Origin of the sequence: Sporomusa sp. (assembly GCF_035561255.1) — a bacterium.
Classification (GTDB): Bacteria; Bacillota; Negativicutes; order Sporomusales; family Sporomusaceae; genus Sporomusa.
Genome location: NZ_DATMXX010000253.1, coordinates 1 through 23,639 on the forward strand (window position 1 = coordinate 1; position 23,639 = coordinate 23,639).

Genomic DNA, 23,639 nt, shown 5'->3' on the forward strand with positions numbered 1-23,639 from the left:
TAAGATAATTTAATTATCTCTATAGCCGCTTTTATTTTTATATAGAACGAAAAAAATGTTATGGCATACTGGTATACCGGTATGCCAATATGCCGGAAAAGGGAGGGATCAGCGGGGATTTTGTATGGTATTCAATAGTAAATTGTCATTAAAACAAAGTTGGAGGTATCGCTATGAATGCAAAAAAAGTTACTGTTTTTCTGGGAATGGTACTGTTAATGGCGGCGGTAGTCGTGGCAGGCTGCAATACTGCCCGGCAATCCGCGAAAAAAGAGGAAGTCAAATATCCCATCAAACCAATTACCCTGATCGTGCCTTTTGCGGCCGGCGGCGTCAGTGATTTAGTATCCAGACAGATCGCGCAGGTGAGCAAAAGCTATTTATCGCAGCCGGTTAATGTGGTCAACCGTCCGGGCGGGTCGGGAACAGTCGGCACAAACGAGGTCGTTACCGCCAATCCGGATGGCTACACGTTAATGTTTGGCTCAAGCGGAGAGCTGGCTTCAGGCCTGCATGTTGTCAAGGCTCCTTACGGTGTTGATCAATATACTCCCCTGGTGCAGGTCGGGGCCTTGCGGATAGCTCTGGTGGTAAAAAAAGACGCACCCTGGCAAACCCTGCAAGAATTCGTTGCGTATGCCAAACAGAATCCTGATAAGCTGTCAGCAGGGATTCCCGGCGAAGGAACGGTTGTGCATCTGACCGGTGTTAACTTTCAACAAAAGGCAGGTATCAAATTAACGTCTGTGCCTTTTCAGGGCAGCGGCCAGTTAATCCCCAGTTTATTGGGCGGTCATGTCGATTTAGCCTTCCTCAATGTAACGGAAATCATGAGCCAGTATAAAGCCGGTGAGGTTAGAATCCTGGCGGTATTTGCCGATACACGGGTAGCTGCGATTAATGATGTGCCTACAGCCAAAGAACAGGGAGTCGATGTTGCCGGCGGGGCCAGCCATTACATAATCGCTCCTAACGGCTTGCCGGAGAATGTTGCCAAAGCGTTACAGGCGGCACTGAAAAAAGCGACAGAAGACCCCCAGTTCCAGGACTTTGCTAAAAATACCGGCTATCAGGTAATTTATACAGAAACTGACAAGGCCAAACAGGATTTAAAACAGTGGCATGAAACAGCGGGGAAAATTTATTCTGATTTAGGAATGATGGCCAAATGACACTGGACAAAGTCATTATCAGCATGCATGTGGTATTAGCCGCTGTTTACCTTTACGGCAGCAGCAGCCTCGCTTTAGGGACACTGAAATCGCCCGGGGCGGGTATGTTTCCCCTGATCATCGGCAGTATATGGGCTGTGATTTCGCTGGCTGCCTTTAGCGGCCAAGGGCAGCCTGCCAGCGAAAGGCTGGACAAGGCGACTTCCGTCCGGCTGACCAAAGTCGGCGCGGCTATCGTGCTTTACCTTGTATTGCTGCCGGTAATCGGGTTTACGGTAAGTACGTTTTTGGCCCTGTACTATGTTTCCCACCTTATGGGGAATCAGGGGTGGGGCAATAAGCTCAAGTTCAGCCTTACCGGTGTTATTGTCTCGGTGCTGATTTTTCAGTGGTTACTGCAACTGCCATTGCCGGAGCCGCTGTTGGCAATATTTGATATATGAAAGAGGGTAATGGCTGATGGAGGATTTAATCCAGGGATTTTGTACTGTGCTTACCGGCGCTAATCTGGGCTGGTGTTTTCTCGGTGTGGTTATGGGGACCCTGGTCGGTGTACTGCCCGGGCTGGGACCGGTAGGGGCGATGTCCCTGTTATTACCGGTGACCTTTACTATGGATACAACCAGCGCTCTCATCCTGCTGGCGGGGATTTACTATGGTTCGATGTACGGCGGTTCGACCACCTCCATTCTGGTGAACGTTCCCGGTGAGGCTGCTTCCGTGATTACCTGCCTTGACGGCAACAAAATGGCGAAGCAGGGCAAAGCCGGACCGGCACTGACAATTGCAGCGATCGGCTCTTTTGTGGCCGGAACAATAGGGGTGGTGCTGATTATGCTGATGGCCCCGGCGCTGGCCAGAGCTGCGCTCAAGTTTGGCCCTCCTGAATATTTCGGGATAGCCTTGCTGGGGCTGTTGCTGTTGACGCGCCTGACCGGGAGGCAGGTAAAAAAATCCTATGTGATGATGTTTTTTGGCATTGCGCTGGCCACAGTCGGGATGGACCCGATCGGCGGCGCTGAACGGTTTACTTTCGGCAGCCCGACCCTGATTCAGGGGCTCGATTTTATCCCGGTGATTATGGGCTTGTATGGTATTGCCGAAGTATTAAGCAGCACAGAAGATATTTTCAAGCCATTAGAGGTGCTTAAGGTCCGGTTCCGGGAGCTTATGCCGTCCAAGCAGGATTTCAAAGCCAGTGTCGGGCCGATTACCCGGGGCACTGTCCTCGGTTTTCTGATTGGTCTGATTCCGGGGCCTGCCAATATTATCAGTACCTTTGTCTCCTATGGGGTGGAAAAAAAGCTAAGCAAACAACCGGAGCGGTTTGGCAATGGTGCCATTGAAGGTGTTGCCGGTCCGGAAACGGCCAACAATGCCGCCTGCTGCGGCGCCTTAGTCCCGCTGCTGTCGTTAGGGGTGCCGTTTTCCCCGTTACCGGCGGTTTTGCTGGGGGCCTTTATGCTGCATAATGTTGTACCCGGCCCGACGCTGATCCAGGAGCACCCGGATTTGTTCTGGGGACTGATTGCCAGCATGTATATCGGGAATGTGATGCTGCTTGTGCTGAATTTACCGCTCGTGGGGCTGTTTGCCCGCGTTGCCAGTATTCCCGGTAAATATCTTATGCCGTTGGTGATTGTATTTTGCTTTATCGGTGCTTTCTCGGTGCGCAACAGCATGTTTGATCTCTGGGTACTCGTGATTTTCGGATTTCTGGGGTATTTCTTCCGCAAAAACGGCTATGACCCAACGCCGCTGGCGCTGGGAATGGTACTGGGACCAATGCTGGAAGACAGTTTCCGCCAGTCGGCCCTGTTGTTCCGCGGGGATATGCTGGGTTTCTTCTCCCGGCCGCTCTCTGGGACCATGATGGCTTTGGCGATGGTTATTATCCTCTGGCCGCTGGGGCAAAGGCTTGTGAAACGCTTACGTAATAAGAATGAGGTGATTGTATGACAATCTTTGATTATCCGCTTGAACCGGGACAGCGACTGTGTGAGTATGTCAAAGTCGGTGAACTGGCGTGTTTTAGTGATATCCGTATTCCCGTGCTGGCTATACGCGGCAAGCAGGACGGACCGACGTTATGGCTGACCGGCGCGGTGCATGGGGATGAACTGAATGGCCTGTGGGCCATGCGGCGGCTGTTCTGGGATCTTGATGTGGAAAAACTGCAGGGAACGCTGGTGCTTACCCCGCTCCTCAATCCGGTGGCCTTTCTGGGGCGCGCCAAGGTCAGCATGCTGGACTCGCTGGATATGGACCAGCAGTTTCCCGGGAATCCGGCAGGGTTATACTCTGAACGGGTTGCCCATGCCGTCTTCAGTGAACTAAAGCAGAAAGCCAATTATGTCATTGATTTTCATACATTAAATCATTTATTCAGCGCTACTCCGTATACGGTATCCAAAATTGTACCGGGGGCAGATGATCAGACCAACCAGCAAGCCTTCCGGATGGCTAAAGCCTTTGGTGTTTTTCCCAACTGCCGGGTAGACCTGCAAAGCGCCAGCGGCGAACTTCCCGGCACGACCAGCGGTGCCCTCGATATTGTCTGCATGCAGCATAATATCCCCTGCTTTATGGCCGAACTGGGCGGCGGCGGGCGCTGGGAAGAAGCATTTATCCAGGTGGCCTATATGGGAATCCGGGATGTTATGATCGATCTCGGCATGCTTGCCGGCAATTTGCCGGTGCCTGAAAAGCAATTAATCATTACCAAGCGGAAATTTCTGCGCAGCAATGCCGGCGGTTTGGTGCGGATGGCCGTGGAACCGGGCAGCTTTGTTCCGGCCGGCGGTCTGATTGCCACCATCTACGATTTCTGGCAGGAAGTTGATCATCTATACGCCGATCAGGACATGTTTATGATTGCCACCTGTTTTAATCCGGTTGTTTCCAGTGGGGACCGCCTGGCTTTTGTCGGCTGCGAATGGCATGAAGACAAGTAGCGGTCCGGACATGACAGGGGAGGATTGAAGCAATGATTGCCTGGAAACATAAGATTGGTCTGCTGATTTCTGCCCGCAATCAGGTGATTGAGCCTGACTTCAATCAATATAGGCCGGCCGGCGTCAGCGTGCATAGTACCAGAATTAGAAAAGACCAGGATTTTACCAATGTCGATACTATGAATACCCTGCAGGCTTCGGCCCGGGACGCCGCGGCGGTGATTGCCCAGGCGGGTGTTGATATCGCTGTTTTTGGCTGTACAGCCGCCAGCTTTTTGCACGGGGGCGGCCAGGATATCCAGCTTGCCCGGTCTTTGCAGCAGGCGGCAGGCATCCCCGTGATCACGACCGCCACTGCGGTGGTAACGGCCCTGCAGGCCCTGGAGCTGAAGCGTTTAACCATTATTACACCCTATATTGACGAACTGAATGAGCGGGAAGGCGCTTTTTTCCGCAACAATGGCTTTGACGTTAAAAGGTTAAAGGGTATGGATATTGAACAGACCAGCAAGCTGCCCGGCCTGACGCCGGCGGAGATTTATCATTTTTGTATCAAGTATTTTGACAGTGGCAGTGATGGCCTGTTTATCAGCTGTACCAATATCAGAGCGATGGCGGTTATTCCATATCTGGAGATGCATTTGGGCAAGCCGGTCATCACCTCCAATCAGGCCAGCTTATGGTGCGCATTGCGCCAAAGCGGCAACAACGACCATTGTGAGCAGGCCGGGTTATTATTGAAGGAGCATTGACGCCAGGCGCTGCTTCGCCAGTTAAAATTTGAATGACAGATAGGGGATTATTTATGAACTGTGCACAATGCAAGCATAATAAATGCCAAACTACCGGGCAGGATTGCACTGGTATCGGGGTGGAAAGCGTAAAGGCGATGTACACCGGGACTGACCGGCAATTGATGACTGTTGCCGCCTGTACCGAGGGGCGTAACTACATGAAGATGTGCCGTTTGGAGGAAAGCGTGGCTTTTGCTCAAGAACTGGGCGTCAAGAAAGTAGGCTTGGCCTTTTGCGTTGGTTTAAGCAAAGAGGCCAGAGTTATTGTCGCCTACTTTGCCAAATTTTTTGAGGTGCATTCAGTATGCTGTAAAGTATGCGGCGTGAGTAAGGAGCACCTGGCGCTTGAGCAGATTCAGGCTGGCCGGTTTGAGGCCATGTGCAATCCGAAAACCCAGGCGAAGATGCTGGCCGACGCCGGAACAGAACTGAACTTTTCTATTGGACTGTGTGTGGGCCATGACATATTATTTCAAACTGCATCGACAGTCCCGGTGTCCTGTCTGGTCACTAAAGACCGGATACTGGCACATAACCCGCTGGGGGCGGTATACTCCGGCTACTGGCGGCGGAAACTGGGGATTGCCGATGCCGGCCAGGACGGGAATTAGCTGTAAAAGTTTTCTTGACAGCATAGAGTGGCAATGATAAACTGCAGACAGCCTCTATGCGTATATTTCCGGCCGTGAAAGGAAGCTCACATGAAAGATTTTTTTGCGCAACAGCGAATGGAAATCATGGATAAATCAAGCGACAATCTCTATATGCAGATTGTTGAGGATATTCGCAATGCCATCCGTAAAGGCCAGCTCCAGGATGGGCATTTGCTGCCGTCGGAAAGGGAACTCGCGCAATTTTATGATGTTAGCCGTGTGCCGGTGCGCGAAGCCCTAAAGGTATTGGAGTTTTTAGGCGTGGTCCGGCATATTCGCGGCAAAGGCGTGTTTGTCAAAAAAATAAGGATGCAGCAGGTACTGGATCATTTTGATTTTATGATTATGGACCCTGTCCATGGCTTGTTGGATCTGTTTGAAGCCCGTGAGGCCATTGAGCTCCAGGCGGTGCGCCTGGCGGCCCAGCGCCGGACGGCGGCTGATATGGAGGCGATGGAGGCGGCCATTGTAGAAATGCAGTTGAATATTGCCCTGGGCAAAGAAGTGGATGCTGCCTCAATCAAGTTTCATACCGCTATCGTCGACGCTACCCACAACCAGGTCATCCAAAAGATTAATGAGTATTTGTCAGATATGTTGAGTGTTTCACGGCAGTATTCACTGAAGGACCGTATCCGGCACGAGGTTGCTTTAGGCTATCACCGGCGCATTCAGGAGAAGATTGTTGCCCAGGATGTTGACGGCGCTGTGGAAGCTATGCGGGAACATCTGGAGCAGGCCCGCCAGGTGATACTAAAACAAGTGGAGCAGGAGTAGCTTCTGATTACAAGGTATACTGGTATACCGATATACCAGTATGCTATTCCTATATACGTTATTTGAAAACATGTTGATGGGGAGGGAGCTTAGTTTGAAGCATAATTTCGATGAAGTTGTCGATCGCAGAGGCACAGAGTGTAAAAAGTGGGATACCTATCCTGCCGACGTCATCCCTATGTGGATTGCCGATACTGATTTTAAATGCCCTGAGCCGGTCGTGGCGGCTATGATTAAGCGGGCCGGGCACGGCATTTATGGCTATCCGGTGAACAGCAGTAACTTTAATAAGGCCATAAAAAACTGGCAGCAGAAACGTTTTGGCTGGGAGATTGCTGAAGAGTGGGTGGAATATACACCGGCAGTTGTGCCGGCCATTGTGTTTGCTATCCGGGCCTTTACCCAGCCGGGCGACCATATTGTCCTGCAGATGCCTGCCTACCATCCGTTTCACCAGATCATTCCCGACAATGGCCGGATCATAGCCGGCAATGAACTCCTGTTGCAAGACGGCCATTATGTAATTGATTTTGCCGATCTGGAGAAGAAGTTGAGCCACCCGCGGGCGCGAATGCTGCTGTTATGCAACCCGCATAATCCGGTGGGCCGCTGCTTTACCCGGGAAGAATTGCTGAAAATAGGCAATCTGTGTATAGCGAATCAGGTGTTGGTGGTAGCCGACGAAATCCATGCCGACATTATCTATGCCGGACACCGGCACATTCCCTTTGCCACCTTGTCTGAGGCCATAGCCAACAACTGCATTGTCTGTGTCAACCCCAGCAAGACTTTTAACATCGCCGGCGTCCGGACCGGGGCGGCCATTACCCCTAATAAGGCATTGCGGACTGCCTTGCATGAAAGCGTTGCCAATAATAAAGCCTATGGCCGTACCATATTCGGGACATTGCCGGTGGAAGTGGCCTATAACGAGTGTGATTATTATGCCGACCAGCTGGTAGAATATCTGCAAGGCAATCTCGCATACATGCTGGATTTTTTTGCGACAAGGATTTCGGCCATACAAGTAGTCAAGCCGGAAGCAACCTATTTGATCTGGCTGGACTGCCGGCAGTTACAGATGAGCGCCGCCGACCTGCAAAAACTGTTTCTGGAAAAAGCAAAAGTGGCTATGAATGAGGGATCGACCTTTGGGCCGGGGGGCACAGGCTTTATGCGCATGAACATCGCCTGCCGACGGGAGGTTCTCGAACAGGCGCTGCTGCGGATTGAGACTGCGGTGAACGGCTTAAACTAGAGTCAGTTACAGAATTACGCGCTGGGGCCATTTATAATCAGGGGCCAGTGGCTGATCATATTTCTCAACCTGAACATTACAGCTGTTGTAGCCACTATGGCCCTGGCCAGTAGGAATAGGGCCGTTTAATACATTGGTTGTTCCGGCTTTATCAATGCCGGTTTTTTCATCCACCTCCAGCCAGGCGCCTTGACCGAGGGCCACAACGCCGGGCATAATCCGCTCAGTAACATAAGCCGGGCGAATAACGGCACCATGCCGGCTGGTTATTTTTACGATATGGCCTGTGGCTATGCCCAGTTTGCGGGCGTCAGCCGCATTGAGCCAGAATTCCTGCGGGAAAGCTTCGCGGAGCCAGGGAACATTATCAAACGTGGAATGGGCCCGTCTTTGGTAATGGATGGTGACCAACTGAAATGGATAGCCGTCTCTGATACCGTCCTCATAGCCTTCCAGAGCTGGTTCATACTTGGGAAGCGCGGCTTTTGTCGACCAACCGAATGATTTGATGTGAGCCGACAGTTCCTGACTGTAAATCTGAAATTTTCCTGTAACCGTCTTGAGCTTATTGTTAACCGGATCGGCAACAAACTCTTCAAAGGATGTGAATTCCAGCTTATCACCAGTTGAACGCGGTACTTGGTAAATTCCCTTCTCCCGGAATTCCTGATAGGTGATCCGGCCTGTTTGCGGTGTCCCCTGGACCGCCAGTCCGGCAATATCCTGCGCCGTAATTGTCACTAATTTTTCATAGCCGCTGCCGTCCGGCTTCATCACCTGGGCGCCGGCGATCTGGTTGAAGACGGCCTGACTGGCCGGTACCGGATCAATCTTGGCGGTATCCAGACCAAGCCGCTTGCCGATTTCGGTGGCAATCCACAGATCACTTTTGGCTTCATAAAGCGGTTCAATCACCTGGGTATAGTTAATAAGAATTTCCCTGTTCCCGGTTATCACGCCACCTTCTGCTTCCCACTGGGTTATGACCGGCAGCACAACGTCGGAGTATTTGGCATTGGTATTAAAAACATAGTTTTGGGTTACGACAAATTCGACCTTGCGATGCGCTTCCACACCGCGCAGGGAGCCTGCTCTTTGATTCAGATCTGACCCAAAGCCGTGGTAAATCATTTGGACGTTGATATCCTTCTTGGGTCCTTCGCCGGCGGTATATTTGCCGGTTAGAACGGCATCCCACATTTCACCGTTATTCAGTCTGGTTTTGGCTAAAGGATTGGCAATGGCAGGTATTCCCTTGGGACCAGGTTTTACCAGAACCGGCCCGGGGTAGGTTGCACGATTATGCATGTTAGGGCTGACACCGGCGCCTGGTATGCCAAAGTTGCCGGTTAGAAAGCCCAGGGTCAGCATCGCATGGGGAACATGTTCACCGTTATTAATCCGGGCTGGTCCGCCGCCGGTTATAATAGCTGTCGGTTTGGTGCCGGCATACTCAACCGCAAAGGCCCGGATAACTGCAGGCTCAACCCCGCAAGTCTGTGCGGCCCACTCCGGCGTCTTGGGTATCCCATCATATGTTCCCAGCAGGTAATCCTTAAAGTTTTCCTGGGGATCAACGCCTGGCGGCATATGCCCGCTGTCAAAGCCAATGCAATATTTATTGAGAAATTCCTGATCATGCAGATTATTAGTGATGATATGGTAGGCCATACCCAATATCAGGGCTGTATCGGTGCCGGGGCGGCAGGGAATCCATTGATCGGCCAAGACCCGGGCTGTGTCGGTGTAAAGCGGGTCGACAATGATAAACCGGGTACCGGCTTTTTTCGCCTGCAAGTAGTTGTAGGCCGGATTGCCATTGCTGGAAACAGCCGGGTTGGCCCCCCACAAAATAATTAACCTGGATTTACGCAGCCGGAAGCGGTCATTGCCATCGGTGGCGCCATTTGATTTGACCCCGGTAATAAATGGGTAAACGTCCGGCCAGGAGCCCCAGGAAACCAGGCCCCATCGTTCGGTATACCCCCCATAGAGACTAAGCACCCGTGGCAGCTCTGAACCGCTTGGAATAAAAACAGCTGAGTTGCCATGGGTCTCTTTAATGCGCTTAATCTCACCGGCCACAATATCCAGGGCTTCATCCCAGGAGATACGCACCCATTCATCCTGACCGCGGAGTTCTTTTCTGCCGCCGCCGGGTTGCCAGTTTTTCCTTTTCATCGGATATTTTAGCCGATCGGCTCCCAGAACCTGCTCACGCTGCGACCGGCCGCGCAGGCAGCCTCGCTGCTGCGGGAAATCCGGACTGTCAGGATGTGTATCATCGGTCTTTTGTCGTAGTACTACTCCGTCTACAACATACGCTTTGTTCAGGCAGCGGCCCCCGCAATTGTGCCAGCAGGCAGCTGTCACCCACCGGCCTTCCATAGTTAGGCTATTGGCATAGGCTGGTCCTGGCCGCATAAGACCGTACCCCGGCAGCATCATGGCAGTGACGGCACCGGCAATCGCCGTGCCGGACAGCCTGAGAAAGTCGCGGCGGCTGATAGGATAATTCTGGGCTCGATCAATCAAAGTCACACAATCCACCTCCAGTATTTTGCTTTGGTAATGCAGCCGGCGTTAAGGCCGGGCTTGTTTATTCGGTCTAATGACCAGTGATGGGGAAGTCAGTCCGGAATCAGGCAAGCCTTTTACGTCGGCAGTTCCACCCCAGTCTTTTTTTAGTTTCTTAATGTCGCCGTATTGCAAGGTTCGCATCAGGCAGGCATCGACACAGGCCGGATTCTGGCCTTGGTCAATCAGGTCGGCACATAAGTCGCATTTGCCTGCTTTGCCCTCTTTTTCTATATACTGCGGCGCCTGATAAGGGCAGGACCTGACACACGCCCGGCAGCCAATGCATTTTTCCCTGCTTTGCGTAACGATGCCATCCTGGGGGCGTTTGGTGAGAGCGCTGGTAGGGCAGACGGCGACACATTCTGGTTTCGCGCAATGATTGCAGGAAATTGATAAAGGATATACCCAGGGGGCGGGGTATTTGCCGCCTTCGAAGCTGTGTACTTTACGGAAAAGAACGCCCACGGCTAAATTATTTTTATCCTTGCAGGCAATCTGACAGGTTTTGCAACCGGTGCAGGCAGTCATGTCATAAAAGAACCCTTTTTGTCCCATTTTTTTCAACACCTCTTATTTAAGGATTGGCGGCGAGTTCACCGCAAGCAGGGGGGGATCGCAGAATACCTCATTACTGAGCAGTTCACCAAGAATTTGAACATCCAGCGCCAGATAGCCGGTCAGGAGCGAGGCCATGCCCCGGTAAAAACCTGTACTTGCGTGTTGCCTGATATCCCGGGCTAATGCCGGTACCCAGTTCAACAAATGATTTGTTAAAAACAATTGGCTGTTGTTAAGAATTTCCCGGACTGCTGCCGGTTGCTCATGGCCCTTTTCACTGGCCAGGCAAGCCAATTGATACATAAAATCCAGCTCCAGCCCCAGATGATCGTCAGCCTCCTTGTGGTGGTTTGGGGCTAAGAATCCATATTGGGCGTACTCACAGCGAACATGAAAGGTTGACTCCTGAAACAGCAATCGTTTCTCCGATACATAGGCCGATTCCCACAGCGGGGCTGGCAATTGGTAAGGCCCAATAAACAACCGGGTATAATCCCAGTGTAACTGGCTATAGGTCTTGGCGTCGGTGGCATTATTTGTTTGTAAATAATCTTGGACTTCATGCACGCCCTGCCTGATTGCTTTGTTTTCCCCGGCAAACGGAAAATGTTCGATAAAGCCTGCTGCCGCAACAGTTTCCAGGTAACTTGCCGCAGGTTCATGTAAAAATGTCCTGCGTAGAAAGTCATAGGCGAAAATTCTGATATCTAATGCTGGCTGCAGGTAATGCCACTGCTGTTGACTTTGGGTCATGGTATTCCTCCTGTTCTGATTGTTAAACCACTTGGAACCCGTTTTGTTTTGGTGCCATCAGGCGTTTTACCGTCAAAAAAGACCGGTACAGAATAAAATTTCTGCCCGGCCTTCAGTCAATTTACTGATCAGCACAAAGGTAGGTGTACCTAACTAAAACCAGCTGAGGGGTCATCAACCCCAAAATCACTATTGCTGCAACCGATGCAAGGTGCACCAGCCTGAATAGGAAAGGACAGCCCCTGATACCATCGCTTGTTTGCACAGGAATTATAGGTCGACGGACCACGACAGCCCAATTTATATAGGCACCAGCCGGCTGTGGTGCCGCGATCGCCGTATTGTTCGGCAAATCGCTGGGCTTCAAAATGCGGTTTACGCTCACAAGTACTATGGATGGTTTGACTGTAAAACTGAGCAGGCCGCCCCTGCCAGTCCGTAGCCGGCAACCTGCCAAACAATGTATATTGCATGACAACCCCGGTTAAGACTTCTGGTATCGGCGGACAACCGGGTATCTTGATGACCGGTTTGTCGGTTATTACCTGATCGACAGGGACAGCCAGAGTAGGATTGGGTCTGACGGCCGGAATGCCGCCCCAGGCAGCACATGTGCCAACGGCGAGAACGGCAGCGGCCTGTTTTGCTACCTTTTTCAGGGTTTCAATATAGGGGACGCCGCCGACCGAACAACAGCCTGCTTCGGCCACCGGCACAGCCCCCTCAGCCACTACAAGGTATTTACCACTAAAATCCTGCATTAATTGGCTGCGATGCTGTTCTGCTTCCTGGCCGGCAGCAGACGACAGCAGTTCGTGATATTCAACCCTGACCATGTTTAAAATGGCTTCTGCCGCCGGCGGCGCATTCGAACTCAAAAACGCCATGGAACAACCGGAGCAACCCTGGCCTTGCAGCCAGATCACAGGAATTACGGTTTGGCGCTGCGCTTTGGCCATGACTTGCGGCAGGGCGGTTGGCGGCAGCCCCAGGATGCCGGTTAGGGCGCAGCAAACTTTAATAAACTGGCGCCGTGATAAGCTGTTGATTTGGAATAGTTCTTCAAGTGTTTGTTTAGCCGTCATTACATACCCCTAAATATATAAAGGCCGTATTCCACTGTACATGGAACACGGCCTCTTGTTCTCCAACGAGTCAGCAATGTCAATTTAATCTAATTTAGATATTATTTTACAGCCTCTTAGTACGCTTGTCAATATCGTCTGAAAGCAAGGCTGGTTTTTCTTGTTCCAGTATGATTAATGACTTAGTAGGGTCTGCCTAATCTTATAAATGCTTGACAATAAATACGTCTGCTGATATAGAAGGGCGGCGGGGTAAAGCCGGTATGAAACCGGCAACGCAAGGGACAGATAATGATAAAATATAGCATCTGTCCCTTTGTTTTTTTTAAGCAATCTGATAAATCATAATGAGAAGCTAATACCAGGTATCTGCTGACAGCATTTTCCTGTATAATGGAAAATGGGACGAGCCGGTAACTCGTCCCTTAACTGAATACAGGAGGTGATTGTTATGCGCCTTGAGACGAAACAATTCAAACTCCACGTCTCAATAGCGGATGTGCTGACAATGATTAAGTTCATTGTCAGCCTCTTCGTTAACCTCCGGTATCCACCGAACGTCCCTGCTAGCAACAGGGGCGTTCTTAATATCCTATGTTTAATATAACCGTATTAGTATAAATTTAACCAGCTTTTTTACTGCTTGCCCGAAAAGCCTGGCACTATCGTTTAGGTTTTGGATCAGTCCCCCTTGTTCTAGTGTGTGCCTGATGGCATAGCTTTGACCTGCTTAGACTAATAACACCGCTCACTTAATGCGGGATCTGTCAATTATGCTGCCGATAGGTCATTGTTAACACGCCGTATATACGGACCTTGGCGCGGGCGACCTTTTTGCGCCTGTACTTAGGGTTGTCAGGCACCAGTTCTACAAATTGCTCATCAAGCTCATACACATATTTCAGGGTTGCGTATTCCTCTTCATCCCCGGTAATGCCGACAGCACAAATCTGACCATTGTCAAAACAGTTTTGCTTGCGGATGAGGGCCTTGTCGCCGTCAAAGATTCTGGCGCCCTCCATGCTGTCACCGGTTATGCTCAAGATGAAAAATTCCTTCGGGCGGCTGTTTAACCAGGACCCGGGAATATCCTCATAGCTTTCGAAGCTCTCCAGGGCCAGCGCCGGACTGCCTGCGGGAATGCGGCCAATGACAGGTACACGGTAAAAGGCCGGCCGGTCATCGGCATTAAGCGGGATTGCCGGTAGTTTCCCAGTCTCCTCTATCCCGAATAAACGGCTGAGCGGGATATCAAAAAGAGCAGCCAGCGTCGGGATCAGCGCCGTATCAGGCATAGCCCGTCCGGCTTCCCATTTAGCAACCGCCTGCTGGGTAACGCCAACAATTTTACTGAGTTCCTCCTGGGTAAGGCCTTTTTTTAGGCGTTCCGATCTAATGATTGCAGCCAACATTTTATCACCTACTTGTCTTCATGTTACAACCGACTGTTGTAAAAGAAAATAGCAACAACTAAATTTCGTGTAACCGATTGACAACAACATGAGGTTGTATTATTATAAAAAGTGTCGTAAACAACCAAAAGTTGTCGGGGTGAGCATGTGAGAACAAAGCTAGTCGAATTTCGCAGCGGGCGGTCGCAGGCGGAAATGGGGGCTCAGTATGGCGTGTCCCAGCAGGCCTGGAGTTATTGGGAGCGCGGCGCCAAGAGTCCTTCCCCGTTTATCATGAAAAGGATTGCCGATGACTCGGGGGTACCGATGGAGATTCTTTTCTGCGATGTGTTTAACAAAGACAGGTTGTTAAAATAAACTGGGCGCGTAATCTGCCGGATAAGGAAAAAGTATGCCCAGGAGAGTGTCATAAAGACACTAGGAGTTGCGGGTTTAGCTTTCTGGTAGTGTAACGAATTTACATAAAAACTCATATAACAAAAAGGGGACAACTTTAAATGAGAAAGCATCAGGTAATCCCAACCGCTGCCGCTATCAGTCTGGGCTGTGTACTGGCCCTGTTGCCGGTAGGGGCCGGAGCAGGGAGAGGTTGATCACGATCACTGGGAAGGCATTACCAGACCGGTAGCCCGGAATGTCTTTTACCCGCAACAGGGGCGGACCTATTACGCAACTGTGCAATATGCCTTTTTGGGAGAACAAGCAAGCTGCTTTTTATTTGGAATCAGGAATAGGAGGTTTGATAGTAATAAACAGGAGGCTGATCAAATGTCAAAGGGAGATTTATTATTAGGTTTTACTGTGGTCAATGAAAGCTATGAACGTGGTCAGGCGGGCGATATTACACAAGGTACAGGTGACGTTACTGACATCATCGCCAATAAAGCCCAAGTGATTAACCAGAGACGTGACCCCACAGTCCACGCATTCCCTGATGCCGCAGGCGAACTCCGGGTTATCCTCGCCCAATATTTGCGGAAGGCTGGTGATCCTCCAGCAGATGCGATCATCGATATCTACAACCCGGCCGCAAATCCCTGGGCTCATATCGGCACTAAAACCTGGAACTCGATGGATAACCTGTATGGCACTGTGTCCAAAGGCAATTTTATTCACACCATTGACTATGACAATGCGGCCCTTGTCACCATTGCCATGACCGGCGACATTTACACCGAATCAGGCAACTATCTCTTTCCCGATTACTTCAATGCCATCGAGGGCCCGAACCGCCTGCCGCTGGCCCCAGCCGGTTTGCAGCACAACGGGGTTGCCCTGCTGAAGAACGGCAATTTACTGCTGGCCCTCTTTACCACCGTTGATGACCCCTGGGGCGCGGCTGTCTACCAGGCCAGCACGCTTGTCAGGCTGCGCATTGAGCCCGCAACCGGCGCCCTCAGCTACACCGCCGGTGACTATGTCAAAGTCGGTAAAAATGCCCTGGCCCTGGAGCCGTTTGCCTTTACCTTTAATAACGCCGACTACAACAACATCTATATTCCCTGTATCGGCGGCCCCCAGAACTTCGGCAGCCATAATCCGGACTCCCGGCTGGATATCGTTGATCCTAATACGATGACAGCCAGGACCGTCTTCCAGGCGGGCCCGGCCAACGGTACCAGCGATCAGTTCGATTTCCGGGACATTGTAATCGGGAACCGCGGCGACGTTTATATCCTGGCCGGTCACTACAACGATGACTATGCCACCTTACGGGGCCAGGTATACAAAACCACCGCTGCCGTTCTCCAGTTGCAGGTCAATTCCTCTTCAACGCCAGCCTTGCTTAGCCAGCTGGCTGAAGCGGTGGACGTGATGGCGGCCGCCCCCGGTTTCTTCTGGGCACTATTATATGAGAATGCCCTGCCTGTGAGTAATGACCGGCTCTGGTTTGTCAGAGGCAACCAGATTGATGTCTATAACCCTCCGCCGGTCAGCCTGCAGTCAGATCCTTTTCGAACCTTGACGCCAGCGGCTGATCTGGGTCTTACTAATATCAACTCCGTCACCCCGTTTTGGCAGCCGCCGCTTACCCGGGGGGCACCGCAGCGAAGTTCCCGGACGCTTGCGGCTCAGGCCAGGCTGGCTTGGCAGGCCAGGGAGGCTGCGCTTACCTGCAAGGGAAGGGCAAAAGCCATGGAAGAAAGAAGTGAGGCGGTAACCTGGTTGGGGAAAGTTTTATAAACTAATTGAGATAAGAGTAGTCGAAATGGACTGCTCTTTTTTATGAACCAAAGAGAAAAAGTGATTGGAGAATTTATCTTAAAAGGTTTGATTTTTTCCAAGCAGGACTTGTAAGCAACGCTGGCGAAAGCCTTATAAATAGCGACTTGGTGAGACTTTTATGAGCAAGTTGCAATATAATCTGGTGCGCTTGGAAAAATGTTGGGATAACCCTTGAATAAACTGGCTTTTCAAGGGATTGCTGTTTTGAAGAATGTAGTATCTATCTTGGGGCAACTAACACATTAGATGTAAAGTCCATCATAATTTTTCTCATCGTGGTGAGTGGACAACCAAACACATTAATCTCTCCGATCGGCAACAAAAAGTCCCCTTTTCGGCTCACAATAGATAACCGAAAGGGGGCTTCTTTCGTTGAATGATATAGTGTTTTTGTCGTCATCCGGCAACCTTTTGACGTTTGGCCGGCCATTCGTTAAGTTTGCTCATGAACTCACTTGTCAGTTCGCTCAGAGTCTGGCCGCGGGCAGTTGCGTCCTGGTGGCTGAGGGTAGCGATTTTCTGATCTTTGTAATAGATAATCGCACCGGTCTCAGTGTGGGTAACAGAAAAACGGTTACTACGGAACCCTGGATCTGCCGCCGCTAAATACAATGCGCCTGCCGTAAAGTAAGCACGATAAAGCGGTTTATACCCATCTAAGCTGACCGTGAATGCCGGCAATTTCCAGGTATTATCGACTACTTCGGCTTTTTTTCCGTCAGTAATAACCTGTGGGGTAATCTTAGCATCTTTCATGTACTTTTGGACCAGCTTCACACGAGATTCCGGTTCCGGATGGGAGGAGAACAGCCCATATGTCCCCTTGTCTGGCAAATCATCCAGTTTATTCATAGTGATCAACATGCTGTAAGGGTTATATCCAGCTAGGTAGGTATGCTTAAACCCCTGTTGGTCAGCTTCACGTTCGTCTTTACGGCTATAACCTGCCATGATGGCATTTTGCGCAAGATTTTGCAAAACCGGCCCGCGATCACCGAAAGCAACCCCGAACAACACACTGACGGTCAGTGATTTTTCAATTTGTTTCACACTGTGTCGCCTGACGATATGTCCGAGTTCATGGCCAATGACCCCGGCCAGTTCCTCATCTGACGGCATATAATCAACAAGTCCTTTAAATATGTAAACAAAGCCCCCCGGTGCCGCCAGTGCGTTCACGTCGTTTGAGTTAAGTACTTTGAATGAATATTTTAGATCTTTTCGGTCAGATACGGCAACCAGTTTGGTGCCAATCCGGGTTATCCGTTCCTGAAGAGCGGCATCATCAACTAGCCCGTGTTTTTTTTCCAGTTGTTCGGCAACCTTGGCGCCGATGGATATTTCTTGATTTGTGCTAATGATCCCGGCTTCCGCTGGCGGCAAGCCGTAAATATTGATCATGATGACAAAACAGAAAAAGAGACCTGTGATCCGGCGGAGATAAAACGTCATCACCAGTCCCCCCAGTTAACTAACAAATTTGGTTTTAATAGGGAGTTCGACTTGACTACCATTAAATCCTGTTATTAAATTTTGGAAGGTGTAGGTAGTTTTAGTTAAGTACCGAGAGAAATTTATTCCTTGTTGAGAGTATCTAAAAATTTTTGCAGATATTCTCTTTGCTCTGGCGTTAATTTTTTTGCTGTATCCAAAAGTCGGAGGACTCCTAGTTCTAATTCCGGCTTTTCTTCGGCAAAAAAAACAGCCAGGGTTATCTCAAGACCGGTGCAGATTCTATCTAAGGTTTTAATCTGTGGGTTCGGATCATTATTGTTCATTATGCTATTTAAAGTGGATTGGGTTATCTCGGAAAGTTCAGCAAGCTTATTAATGCTTATATTTCGCTCATTACATAATTCTAAAATGCGGTTGGCTATGTTCATATATTCCCCTTATAAACGATAGTTCGTTAGTTTGAGTATATCAAAAACAATAAGATACTATTAACTATTTAACGTTGACAATCATAACTATATACCGTTATAATAAATTTGAATAAAGAGTATGGAATATGCGGATAGTGAAAGGCTTAATTTTGATAAGAAAAGTGTCTTAAAGACACTTGGTGCCTGTTATCGTGAAACCGAGTTTTGTCATATTCACTGTAACTGGTATTATAGCAATATAAGGCAATACTGATGTTATATTGTTCCTTGCTGTTTGCAACACCTGTGTGTACGCTACCATGATTGTCCAGGTGGTGTTTGGGCTGATTTAATATAATATTAGTAGAATTGAGGGATGTGTATGAAGACCATCTTGGAGCAGGCAACCGAGCTGTCGGAGCAGTTGATTGACATCAGACGGGATCTGCACCGTAACCCTGAGCTTAGTTTTAAAGAGTACCGGACCACCGAATATATTACCCAGATTCTCCTGCTGGCAGGGATTGAGGTTGTGCCCTGGGGCGGTGAAACCGGGGTTGTGGGTTTGCTCAAAGGCGACCAACCTGGGCCGGTAGTTGCCTTGCGGGCCGATATTGACGGCCTGCCGGTCACCGAGGAAAATAATTGCTTGTATCAGTCCCTGCAGCCGGGGGTTATGCATGCCTGCGGTCATGACGCCCATACCGCCTGCCTGCTGGGGGCGGCGTTGATTCTGGCCGGTCGGCGTGCCAGCCTGGCCGGCACTGTCAAGTTTATCTTTCAGCCTGCTGAAGAGATTAATGCCGGGGCTAAGCTGATGCTGGAGCAGGGCGTGCTGACTAATCCGGCTGTTGATGTGATCTTCGGCCTGCATAATACGCCCACCCTTCCTGTCGGCCAAATCGGGTGCAAGGAAGGCCCGTTGATGGCGGCTGTTGACACTACGTTTCTGACCATCAAGGGAACCGGCGGTCATGGCGCCATTCCCCATAGTACCCGGGACCCGATTACGGCGGTTGCCGCTGTTATTCAGGGGTTGCAGACCATTGTCAGCCGTCAGGTCGATCCGCTGGCGGCGGCGGTTATCTCCTTCGGCACCATCAACGGCGGTCATGCCCATAACGTAATACCCGACAAGGTGGAGCTGACCGGCACTGTCCGGACGTTTGACGCTGTACTGCGCCGGGAGATGCCTGGCAGGATGCAGGGGCTGATCAGCGGCATTGCCCAGGCGATGGGCACACAGGCTGAGTTTGTCTACCGTCAGGATTTGCCGGCTGTCTTTAATCCGCCCGGTTTGGCTGCCTGGTGCCGCCAGCGGCTGGAGCAGGTTGTTGGCACAACCGGCGTCGTTACGCCTGTACCAAGTATGGGGGGCGAGGACTTTGCCCTGTTTCAGGAACAGATACCTGGCGTATTCTTGTGGCTGGGAGTAGGCAATCCGGCCAAAGGCATTGTCCATCAATGGCACAACCCCTGCTTTGATATTGACGAGGACGCACTTAAATTTGGGGCTGCGGCGTTAGCCCAGCTAGCCTATGATTATCTGGGGGGAGTGGGACGTTAGTCAAGCCGGTTTAAGGCCAAGGATGCTTAGGAAAAGCATTCTTGGCCTTTTAAAAATATTTAAAGGGTTCTTTTTCCATTGAGGAATAATATAATAATGGAAAATAAATACAAACAATAAATTATTCACACTGCCGGGTATTATTTGTTATAATAAGCAATCATATATATACAACAAGCCAAGCCCCGGTGGTAGGAGTATTGCGTCATATTAGATTAAATAATTTTGAAAGTGGAGTCATGTAATGCGCTTCTTACATAAGTTTACGCTATTGCTTGGTATATTGATTATTATTAGTGGCTTTATTCAGTTTACTATTTTTGAGAGGTCTTTTATTGCCACTACTAATTCTCTATTCTTAGCAACAAACGAAAAAGCAGCACATAATGTTGGGGAGCAACTTGTAGCCTATTTTAATAAGATTGAGACTTCATTAAAAGCGATTGCCGCCAGCGAACGAATTAGAAGCGATCCAAAACTGCTTGATGACGTCAATTCGTTTATCCCTGAATTAGATCTGATTTTCATTATCGATAAACAAGGCCATGTCTTGCTGGCCAGTGGGATTACCGGTGTTAGTCCTGATTTGGATTTATCACAAAGGGATTATTTTCAGCAGGCGATTCGGGGGGAAACGTACATTAGCGGTGTCTTTACGAGCCAGGGCGGTCGTAAGGTTATTTCAATAGCAACCCCCATTGTTGAGAATGGTACTATTGCAGGTGTGGTTTTTGGTGTTATCCGGTTGCATGGTGATACATTAGCATCCATGTTTGGCGATAAATCCTTTGGCCGTGGTGGATTTATTGCCATTTTAGACAGGCAAGGGACTATCGTTTATCATAATGACCGGGAACGCATCGGACAGATGGGAAGAGCCTTTAATCAGTTACAGGGCATAAGCGGATCGACGGTTATGCAGTATGATTCAAACGCAAATTATTATCTGGGATATAGTAAGGTTCCGGGACTGAACTGGACTGTTATTGTGAATACACCGGCTGCTGAGATAACACAATTACGTAATAGGATGATTTACGAAATTCTGGCAGTATCATTATTGGTCATTCTTGTAATTATTGCTATTGGTACATATACAGTGCGGCGATATACGAAGCCTCTCGATAAACTAGTGGAAGCATTTAGCGCTGTCAAGAGAGGGAAATATAAGAAGATTGCCCCTTATGGCTATGCTGCGGAATTTGATGAAATGATTCAGGTTTATAATGACACTATTGAAAAACTCGAAGAAGTTCACACTACGCTGGAAGGCGCTGCAGATATGGATGATTTGACCAACGTGTATAACCGAAGGTCTTTTGACAAAATACTGGGAATTCTTGATAGTGAAATAAAAGATAACGCTTTGGAAACTATTGGGATCATGATCTTAGATATTGATAACTTTAAGCAGACGAATGATACGCAGGGGCATCTGTCTGGTGATGAGGTGTTGAAAGAGTTTGCTGCGATCATCGTATCTGTTGTAGGTGTCCGGGCAGTATTCCGGTTCGGAGGGGATGAATTTGCGGTTGTTTTGCGCAATAGCTCGTATGACGGGATTGCCTTTATGGCAGAAGAGATACGTTTGCGTTGTGAACAATCTTTCCGTGGTTACACAGTCAGTATTGGTACTGCAACCTATCCCCGCAATGCTGATTCAATCGGCGAATTACTGAAGCTGGCCGATAAGGCTTTGTATATTAGTAAAGAGATTAGAAACAAAGTAACCGCCTATGAGACAAGTAATTAGCAGGTCCATAATTTGTTCTTTAGATGTTACATATAAGATGAAAAAACCTTATTTGACTTGCCAAGTTACATAACACAGGTGTATTATTATAAAGTAAAGAATGGCAAAGATGCCTTGCAGGTTACCCGCAAGGTGTCTTTTTTCCATTGGAAGGGAGGTGTAAAGGTTGGTATCAAGTGAACGGTTGCAGGCTAATCTGCGTGAACTGGCTGCAATTGGCGCTACTGAGGGCGGCGGTATTACCCGGTTGGCCTATGGTGATGCTGACTGGCAGGCGCGTCTTTTTTTAATTGGCCTTATGGAGCAGGCAGGTTTACAGGTACGTTGTGATGCTATTGGTAACCTGATTGGCCGGCGGGAAGGCCGCAATCCGGCAGCACCGGTAGTTATGGCCGGATCTCATATTGACAGTGTTCCCAATGGGGGGAACTTCGACGGGGCCATAGGGGTTCTGGGTGCGATTGAAGCAGTGCAGACACTGGCCGAGGCGGGGATTATGACCTATCACCCTATTGAGGTAGTGGTGTTCGCGTCAGAGGAATCCAGTCGTTTTGGGGTTGCCACTCTGGGCAGCAAGGCCTTTTGCGGCGAACTGCCGGCTGCTGCTCTGAAGATAAAGGACAAGGATGGTATTACTCTGGCAGAGGCGATGCGCAGCAGAGGGCTTTCGCCTGAGACAGTTGGTGACGCGCACTATTCCTCAGACATTAAGGCGTTTCTGGAACTACATATTGAGCAGGGTAAGGTTCTGGAGAATGCAGGCAAGCAAATCGGGATAGTAACCGGTATTGCGGCGCCAACCCGGATTCGGGCTGTCATTACAGGCCAGGCCGACCATTCGGGAGCGACCCCTATGAACCTGCGGCAGGACGCATTAGCCGCCGGAGCGGAGATTATTCTGCTTGTTGAGCAGTTAGCCTGTGCGGAGATGGCTTGCGGAACGGTTGGCACAACAGGCATTGTGAAAGCCGAGCCCGGTGTTATGAATGTCATCCCCGGCAAGGTTGAGCTGGGCATTGATATTCGCAGTATTTGCCAGGACAGTAAACAACGGGTGGTTGATAAGCTCTGCCACGAAATTGAAAAAGTCCAAGCACGGCGTGGGGTGGCGGTTAACCTGGATATCCTTAGCAATGAAGTGCCTGTAAAACTGCCGGACGAGATGGTGAGTGTGCTGCAGGGCCTCTGTGACAAACTGCAGTATGCCAGCATGACAATGCCAAGCGGTGCCGGGCACGATGCCATGCACTTGGCGGCAATGACACCTACCGGTATGATTTTCATTCCGTGTCAGGGCGGGATAAGCCATAACCCTGCCGAGTGGGCGGAGCTCAGTGATATTGCAGCAGGGACTGAGGTTTTACTTGCGGCAATCCGGCAGCTGGCAGCGGCAGAAAGAACGCACTAATAAGGCTCCAATATAAAAACCGTCCAGCTGGACGGTTTTTTTGTAAGCAATCACTTAAATATAATATTCATTTGGTGTTGGCAGTTTTGTATAATATTCGATAATCTCCCGACGACGAATGATTCCGATAAAGATGTCACTGTCATCAACTACCGGGATGAAATTCTGTACGATTGCCAACGAAAGCAGATCCTCTATTTCCGCATTAATTCGTACAGGTGTGTTGGTCATACGCTGGGGAATGTCTTTGATAAAGATCCGCTCAGTACCGGTAAAGGTTAGGTCTGGTGTGTTTTTCATTGTCCATAGTAAATCACCTTCAGTAATTGTCCCGGCGTATTTTCCCTGCTCATCAATGAGCGGAACCGCTGTATAACGGTGGTATTCCATTTTCTCAAGTGCCTGTCGCATGGTGCAATTTAAAGGCAAGTATTTTACTTCGTTTTTGGGGATCAGGAAAAAGGTAATATTCATGTAATACTCTCCTCCGGTATCTTTCTAATGATTTCAGACAGGGAGTGGGGTAGATGTAGATAGTCTTACAGGATTTTGTGTTGTTTTCTGTCTGAATTTAGGAGATATCATTGTATTATATTCAACGCAGGCTTCATTTTTCCTTTACCAGACAGGGCTGTGGTTGCGGCTTTTCCTCTTGTCTTAGAAATATTCCCGGTGGAAACGCTAGTCTATAAACCGATTACATAAAAGTTGAGAAAGGTCTGAATAGAAAAAAACAGCCGCTTGTCCTCTCTACAGGAAAGCGGCTGTTTTTGCTATTTAGGTATTAAATGTTTGTCTCATTAGGGATAATATCTTCTAGAAAC

21 protein-coding genes are annotated in these 23,639 nt (G+C 49.6%); 13 read left to right on the forward strand and 8 right to left on the reverse strand.

What is annotated here, in order from left to right; translation table 11 throughout:
* The first annotated feature begins 173 nt into the window (after positions 1-173).
* From VN379_RS14150 to VN379_RS14185, 8 genes are all read left to right on the forward strand, one after another.
* Entirely contained in the window at positions 174-1,172 is a 999-nt protein-coding gene (locus VN379_RS14150) for a tripartite tricarboxylate transporter substrate binding protein (RefSeq protein ID WP_325534917.1), read from the forward strand.
* Positions 1,169-1,615, forward strand: a complete 447-nt coding sequence (locus tag VN379_RS14155; RefSeq protein ID WP_325534919.1) for a tripartite tricarboxylate transporter TctB family protein — start codon at positions 1,169-1,171, stop codon at positions 1,613-1,615. The genes VN379_RS14150 and VN379_RS14155 overlap by 4 nt, the downstream gene beginning before the upstream one ends.
* A gap of 16 nt (positions 1,616-1,631) precedes the next feature.
* Positions 1,632-3,131: a tripartite tricarboxylate transporter permease gene (locus VN379_RS14160; protein WP_325534921.1), complete on the forward strand. Its 1,500-nt coding sequence runs from the start codon at positions 1,632-1,634 to the stop codon at positions 3,129-3,131.
* Positions 3,128-4,126, forward strand: a complete 999-nt coding sequence (locus VN379_RS14165) for a M14 family metallopeptidase (RefSeq protein WP_325534922.1) — start codon at positions 3,128-3,130, stop codon at positions 4,124-4,126. Before VN379_RS14160 ends, VN379_RS14165 begins: the two co-directional genes overlap by 4 nt.
* 32 nt (positions 4,127-4,158) lie before the next feature.
* Positions 4,159-4,878 carry a maleate cis-trans isomerase family protein gene (locus tag VN379_RS14170; RefSeq protein WP_325534923.1) on the forward strand — a complete coding sequence of 240 codons (720 nt, stop codon included), beginning with the start codon at positions 4,159-4,161 and terminating at the stop codon, positions 4,876-4,878.
* A gap of 53 nt (positions 4,879-4,931) precedes the next feature.
* Positions 4,932-5,531, forward strand: a complete 600-nt coding sequence (locus tag VN379_RS14175; protein WP_325534924.1) for a DUF1847 domain-containing protein — start codon at positions 4,932-4,934, stop codon at positions 5,529-5,531.
* Positions 5,532-5,621: 90 nt separating this feature from the next.
* Entirely contained in the window at positions 5,622-6,350 is a 729-nt protein-coding gene (locus VN379_RS14180; RefSeq protein ID WP_325534925.1) for a FadR/GntR family transcriptional regulator, read from the forward strand.
* A 94-nt stretch (positions 6,351-6,444) separates the two neighbouring features.
* Positions 6,445-7,608: a MalY/PatB family protein gene (locus VN379_RS14185; protein WP_325534926.1), complete on the forward strand. Its 1,164-nt coding sequence runs from the start codon at positions 6,445-6,447 to the stop codon at positions 7,606-7,608.
* Positions 7,609-7,614: 6 nt separating this feature from the next.
* On the opposite strand, the gene VN379_RS14190 is transcribed toward VN379_RS14185, so the two are convergent.
* The 5 genes from VN379_RS14190 to VN379_RS14210 form a co-directional block, all read right to left on the reverse strand.
* Positions 7,615-10,149, reverse strand: coding sequence for a molybdopterin-dependent oxidoreductase (locus tag VN379_RS14190; RefSeq protein WP_325534927.1), 2,535 nt, complete (start codon positions 10,147-10,149; stop codon positions 7,615-7,617).
* 42 nt (positions 10,150-10,191) lie between these two features.
* A complete protein-coding gene (locus tag VN379_RS14195) occupies positions 10,192-10,743 on the reverse strand; it encodes a DMSO/selenate family reductase complex B subunit (protein WP_325534928.1) in 552 nt (183 codons plus the stop codon).
* Between the two features lie 15 nt (positions 10,744-10,758).
* A complete protein-coding gene (locus VN379_RS14200) occupies positions 10,759-11,499 on the reverse strand; it encodes a molecular chaperone TorD family protein (protein ID WP_325534929.1) in 741 nt (246 codons plus the stop codon).
* A 149-nt stretch (positions 11,500-11,648) separates the two neighbouring features.
* Positions 11,649-12,584: a hydrogenase small subunit gene (locus VN379_RS14205; protein WP_325534931.1), complete on the reverse strand. Its 936-nt coding sequence runs from the start codon at positions 12,582-12,584 to the stop codon at positions 11,649-11,651.
* A 767-nt stretch (positions 12,585-13,351) separates the two neighbouring features.
* On the reverse strand, positions 13,352-13,996 hold the full coding sequence (locus VN379_RS14210) for a LexA family protein (RefSeq protein ID WP_325534933.1): 645 nt from the start codon (positions 13,994-13,996) through the stop codon (positions 13,352-13,354).
* A 147-nt stretch (positions 13,997-14,143) separates the two neighbouring features.
* Here VN379_RS14210 and VN379_RS14215 point away from each other — a divergent pair, with 147 nt between their 5' ends.
* Together VN379_RS14215 and VN379_RS14220 are read left to right on the forward strand one after the other, a co-directional pair.
* Positions 14,144-14,353, forward strand: a complete 210-nt coding sequence (locus VN379_RS14215) for a helix-turn-helix transcriptional regulator (RefSeq protein WP_325534935.1) — start codon at positions 14,144-14,146, stop codon at positions 14,351-14,353.
* Between the two features lie 411 nt (positions 14,354-14,764).
* Positions 14,765-16,180: a hypothetical protein gene (locus tag VN379_RS14220; RefSeq protein ID WP_325534937.1), complete on the forward strand. Its 1,416-nt coding sequence runs from the start codon at positions 14,765-14,767 to the stop codon at positions 16,178-16,180.
* A 438-nt stretch (positions 16,181-16,618) separates the two neighbouring features.
* On the opposite strand, the gene VN379_RS14225 is transcribed toward VN379_RS14220, so the two are convergent.
* Positions 16,619-17,674: a M48 family metallopeptidase gene (locus tag VN379_RS14225; protein WP_325534939.1), complete on the reverse strand. Its 1,056-nt coding sequence runs from the start codon at positions 17,672-17,674 to the stop codon at positions 16,619-16,621.
* A gap of 122 nt (positions 17,675-17,796) precedes the next feature.
* Positions 17,797-18,105 (reverse strand): helix-turn-helix transcriptional regulator, encoded by a 309-nt coding sequence (locus tag VN379_RS14230; RefSeq protein ID WP_325534941.1) that lies wholly within the window; start codon positions 18,103-18,105, stop codon positions 17,797-17,799.
* Positions 18,106-18,469: 364 nt separating this feature from the next.
* On the opposite strand from VN379_RS14230, the gene VN379_RS14235 reads away from it, so the two are divergent.
* The 3 genes from VN379_RS14235 (at position 18,470) to VN379_RS14245 (ending at position 22,815) form a co-directional block, all read left to right on the forward strand.
* Positions 18,470-19,654, forward strand: a complete 1,185-nt coding sequence (locus VN379_RS14235) for a M20 family metallopeptidase (protein ID WP_325534943.1) — start codon at positions 18,470-18,472, stop codon at positions 19,652-19,654.
* 244 nt (positions 19,655-19,898) lie between these two features.
* Positions 19,899-21,407, forward strand: coding sequence for a sensor domain-containing diguanylate cyclase (locus VN379_RS14240; protein WP_325534945.1), 1,509 nt, complete (start codon positions 19,899-19,901; stop codon positions 21,405-21,407).
* A gap of 166 nt (positions 21,408-21,573) precedes the next feature.
* Positions 21,574-22,815 (forward strand): Zn-dependent hydrolase, encoded by a 1,242-nt coding sequence (locus VN379_RS14245; protein ID WP_325534947.1) that lies wholly within the window; start codon positions 21,574-21,576, stop codon positions 22,813-22,815.
* Between the two features lie 54 nt (positions 22,816-22,869).
* Here VN379_RS14245 and VN379_RS14250 read toward each other — a convergent pair whose 3' ends face one another.
* Positions 22,870-23,289 (reverse strand): CBS domain-containing protein, encoded by a 420-nt coding sequence (locus VN379_RS14250; RefSeq protein WP_325534949.1) that lies wholly within the window; start codon positions 23,287-23,289, stop codon positions 22,870-22,872.
* Between the last annotated feature and the right edge of the window lie 350 nt (positions 23,290-23,639).

Bases quoted from the DNA above. Each gene is read 5' to 3' on its own strand.
- VN379_RS14150 (WP_325534917.1), top strand. From the start codon at position 174: ATGAATGCAAAAAAAGTTACTGTTTTTCTGGGAATGGTACTGTTAATG.
- VN379_RS14155 (WP_325534919.1), top strand. From the start codon at position 1,169: ATGACACTGGACAAAGTCATTATCAGCATGCATGTGGTATTAGCCGCT.
- VN379_RS14160 (WP_325534921.1), top strand. From the start codon at position 1,632: ATGGAGGATTTAATCCAGGGATTTTGTACTGTGCTTACCGGCGCTAAT.
- VN379_RS14165 (WP_325534922.1), top strand. From the start codon at position 3,128: ATGACAATCTTTGATTATCCGCTTGAACCGGGACAGCGACTGTGTGAG.
- VN379_RS14170 (WP_325534923.1), top strand. From the start codon at position 4,159: ATGATTGCCTGGAAACATAAGATTGGTCTGCTGATTTCTGCCCGCAAT.
- VN379_RS14175 (WP_325534924.1), top strand. From the start codon at position 4,932: ATGAACTGTGCACAATGCAAGCATAATAAATGCCAAACTACCGGGCAG.
- VN379_RS14180 (WP_325534925.1), top strand. From the start codon at position 5,622: ATGAAAGATTTTTTTGCGCAACAGCGAATGGAAATCATGGATAAATCA.
- VN379_RS14195 (WP_325534928.1), bottom strand. From the start codon at position 10,743: ATGGGACAAAAAGGGTTCTTTTATGACATGACTGCCTGCACCGGTTGC.
- VN379_RS14200 (WP_325534929.1), bottom strand. From the start codon at position 11,499: ATGACCCAAAGTCAACAGCAGTGGCATTACCTGCAGCCAGCATTAGAT.
- VN379_RS14205 (WP_325534931.1), bottom strand. From the start codon at position 12,584: ATGACGGCTAAACAAACACTTGAAGAACTATTCCAAATCAACAGCTTA.
- VN379_RS14210 (WP_325534933.1), bottom strand. From the start codon at position 13,996: ATGTTGGCTGCAATCATTAGATCGGAACGCCTAAAAAAAGGCCTTACC.
- VN379_RS14220 (WP_325534937.1), top strand. From the start codon at position 14,765: ATGTCAAAGGGAGATTTATTATTAGGTTTTACTGTGGTCAATGAAAGC.
- VN379_RS14225 (WP_325534939.1), bottom strand. From the start codon at position 17,674: ATGACGTTTTATCTCCGCCGGATCACAGGTCTCTTTTTCTGTTTTGTC.
- VN379_RS14230 (WP_325534941.1), bottom strand. From the start codon at position 18,105: ATGAACATAGCCAACCGCATTTTAGAATTATGTAATGAGCGAAATATA.
- VN379_RS14235 (WP_325534943.1), top strand. From the start codon at position 18,470: ATGAAGACCATCTTGGAGCAGGCAACCGAGCTGTCGGAGCAGTTGATT.
- VN379_RS14240 (WP_325534945.1), top strand. From the start codon at position 19,899: ATGCGCTTCTTACATAAGTTTACGCTATTGCTTGGTATATTGATTATT.
- VN379_RS14250 (WP_325534949.1), bottom strand. From the start codon at position 23,289: ATGAATATTACCTTTTTCCTGATCCCCAAAAACGAAGTAAAATACTTG.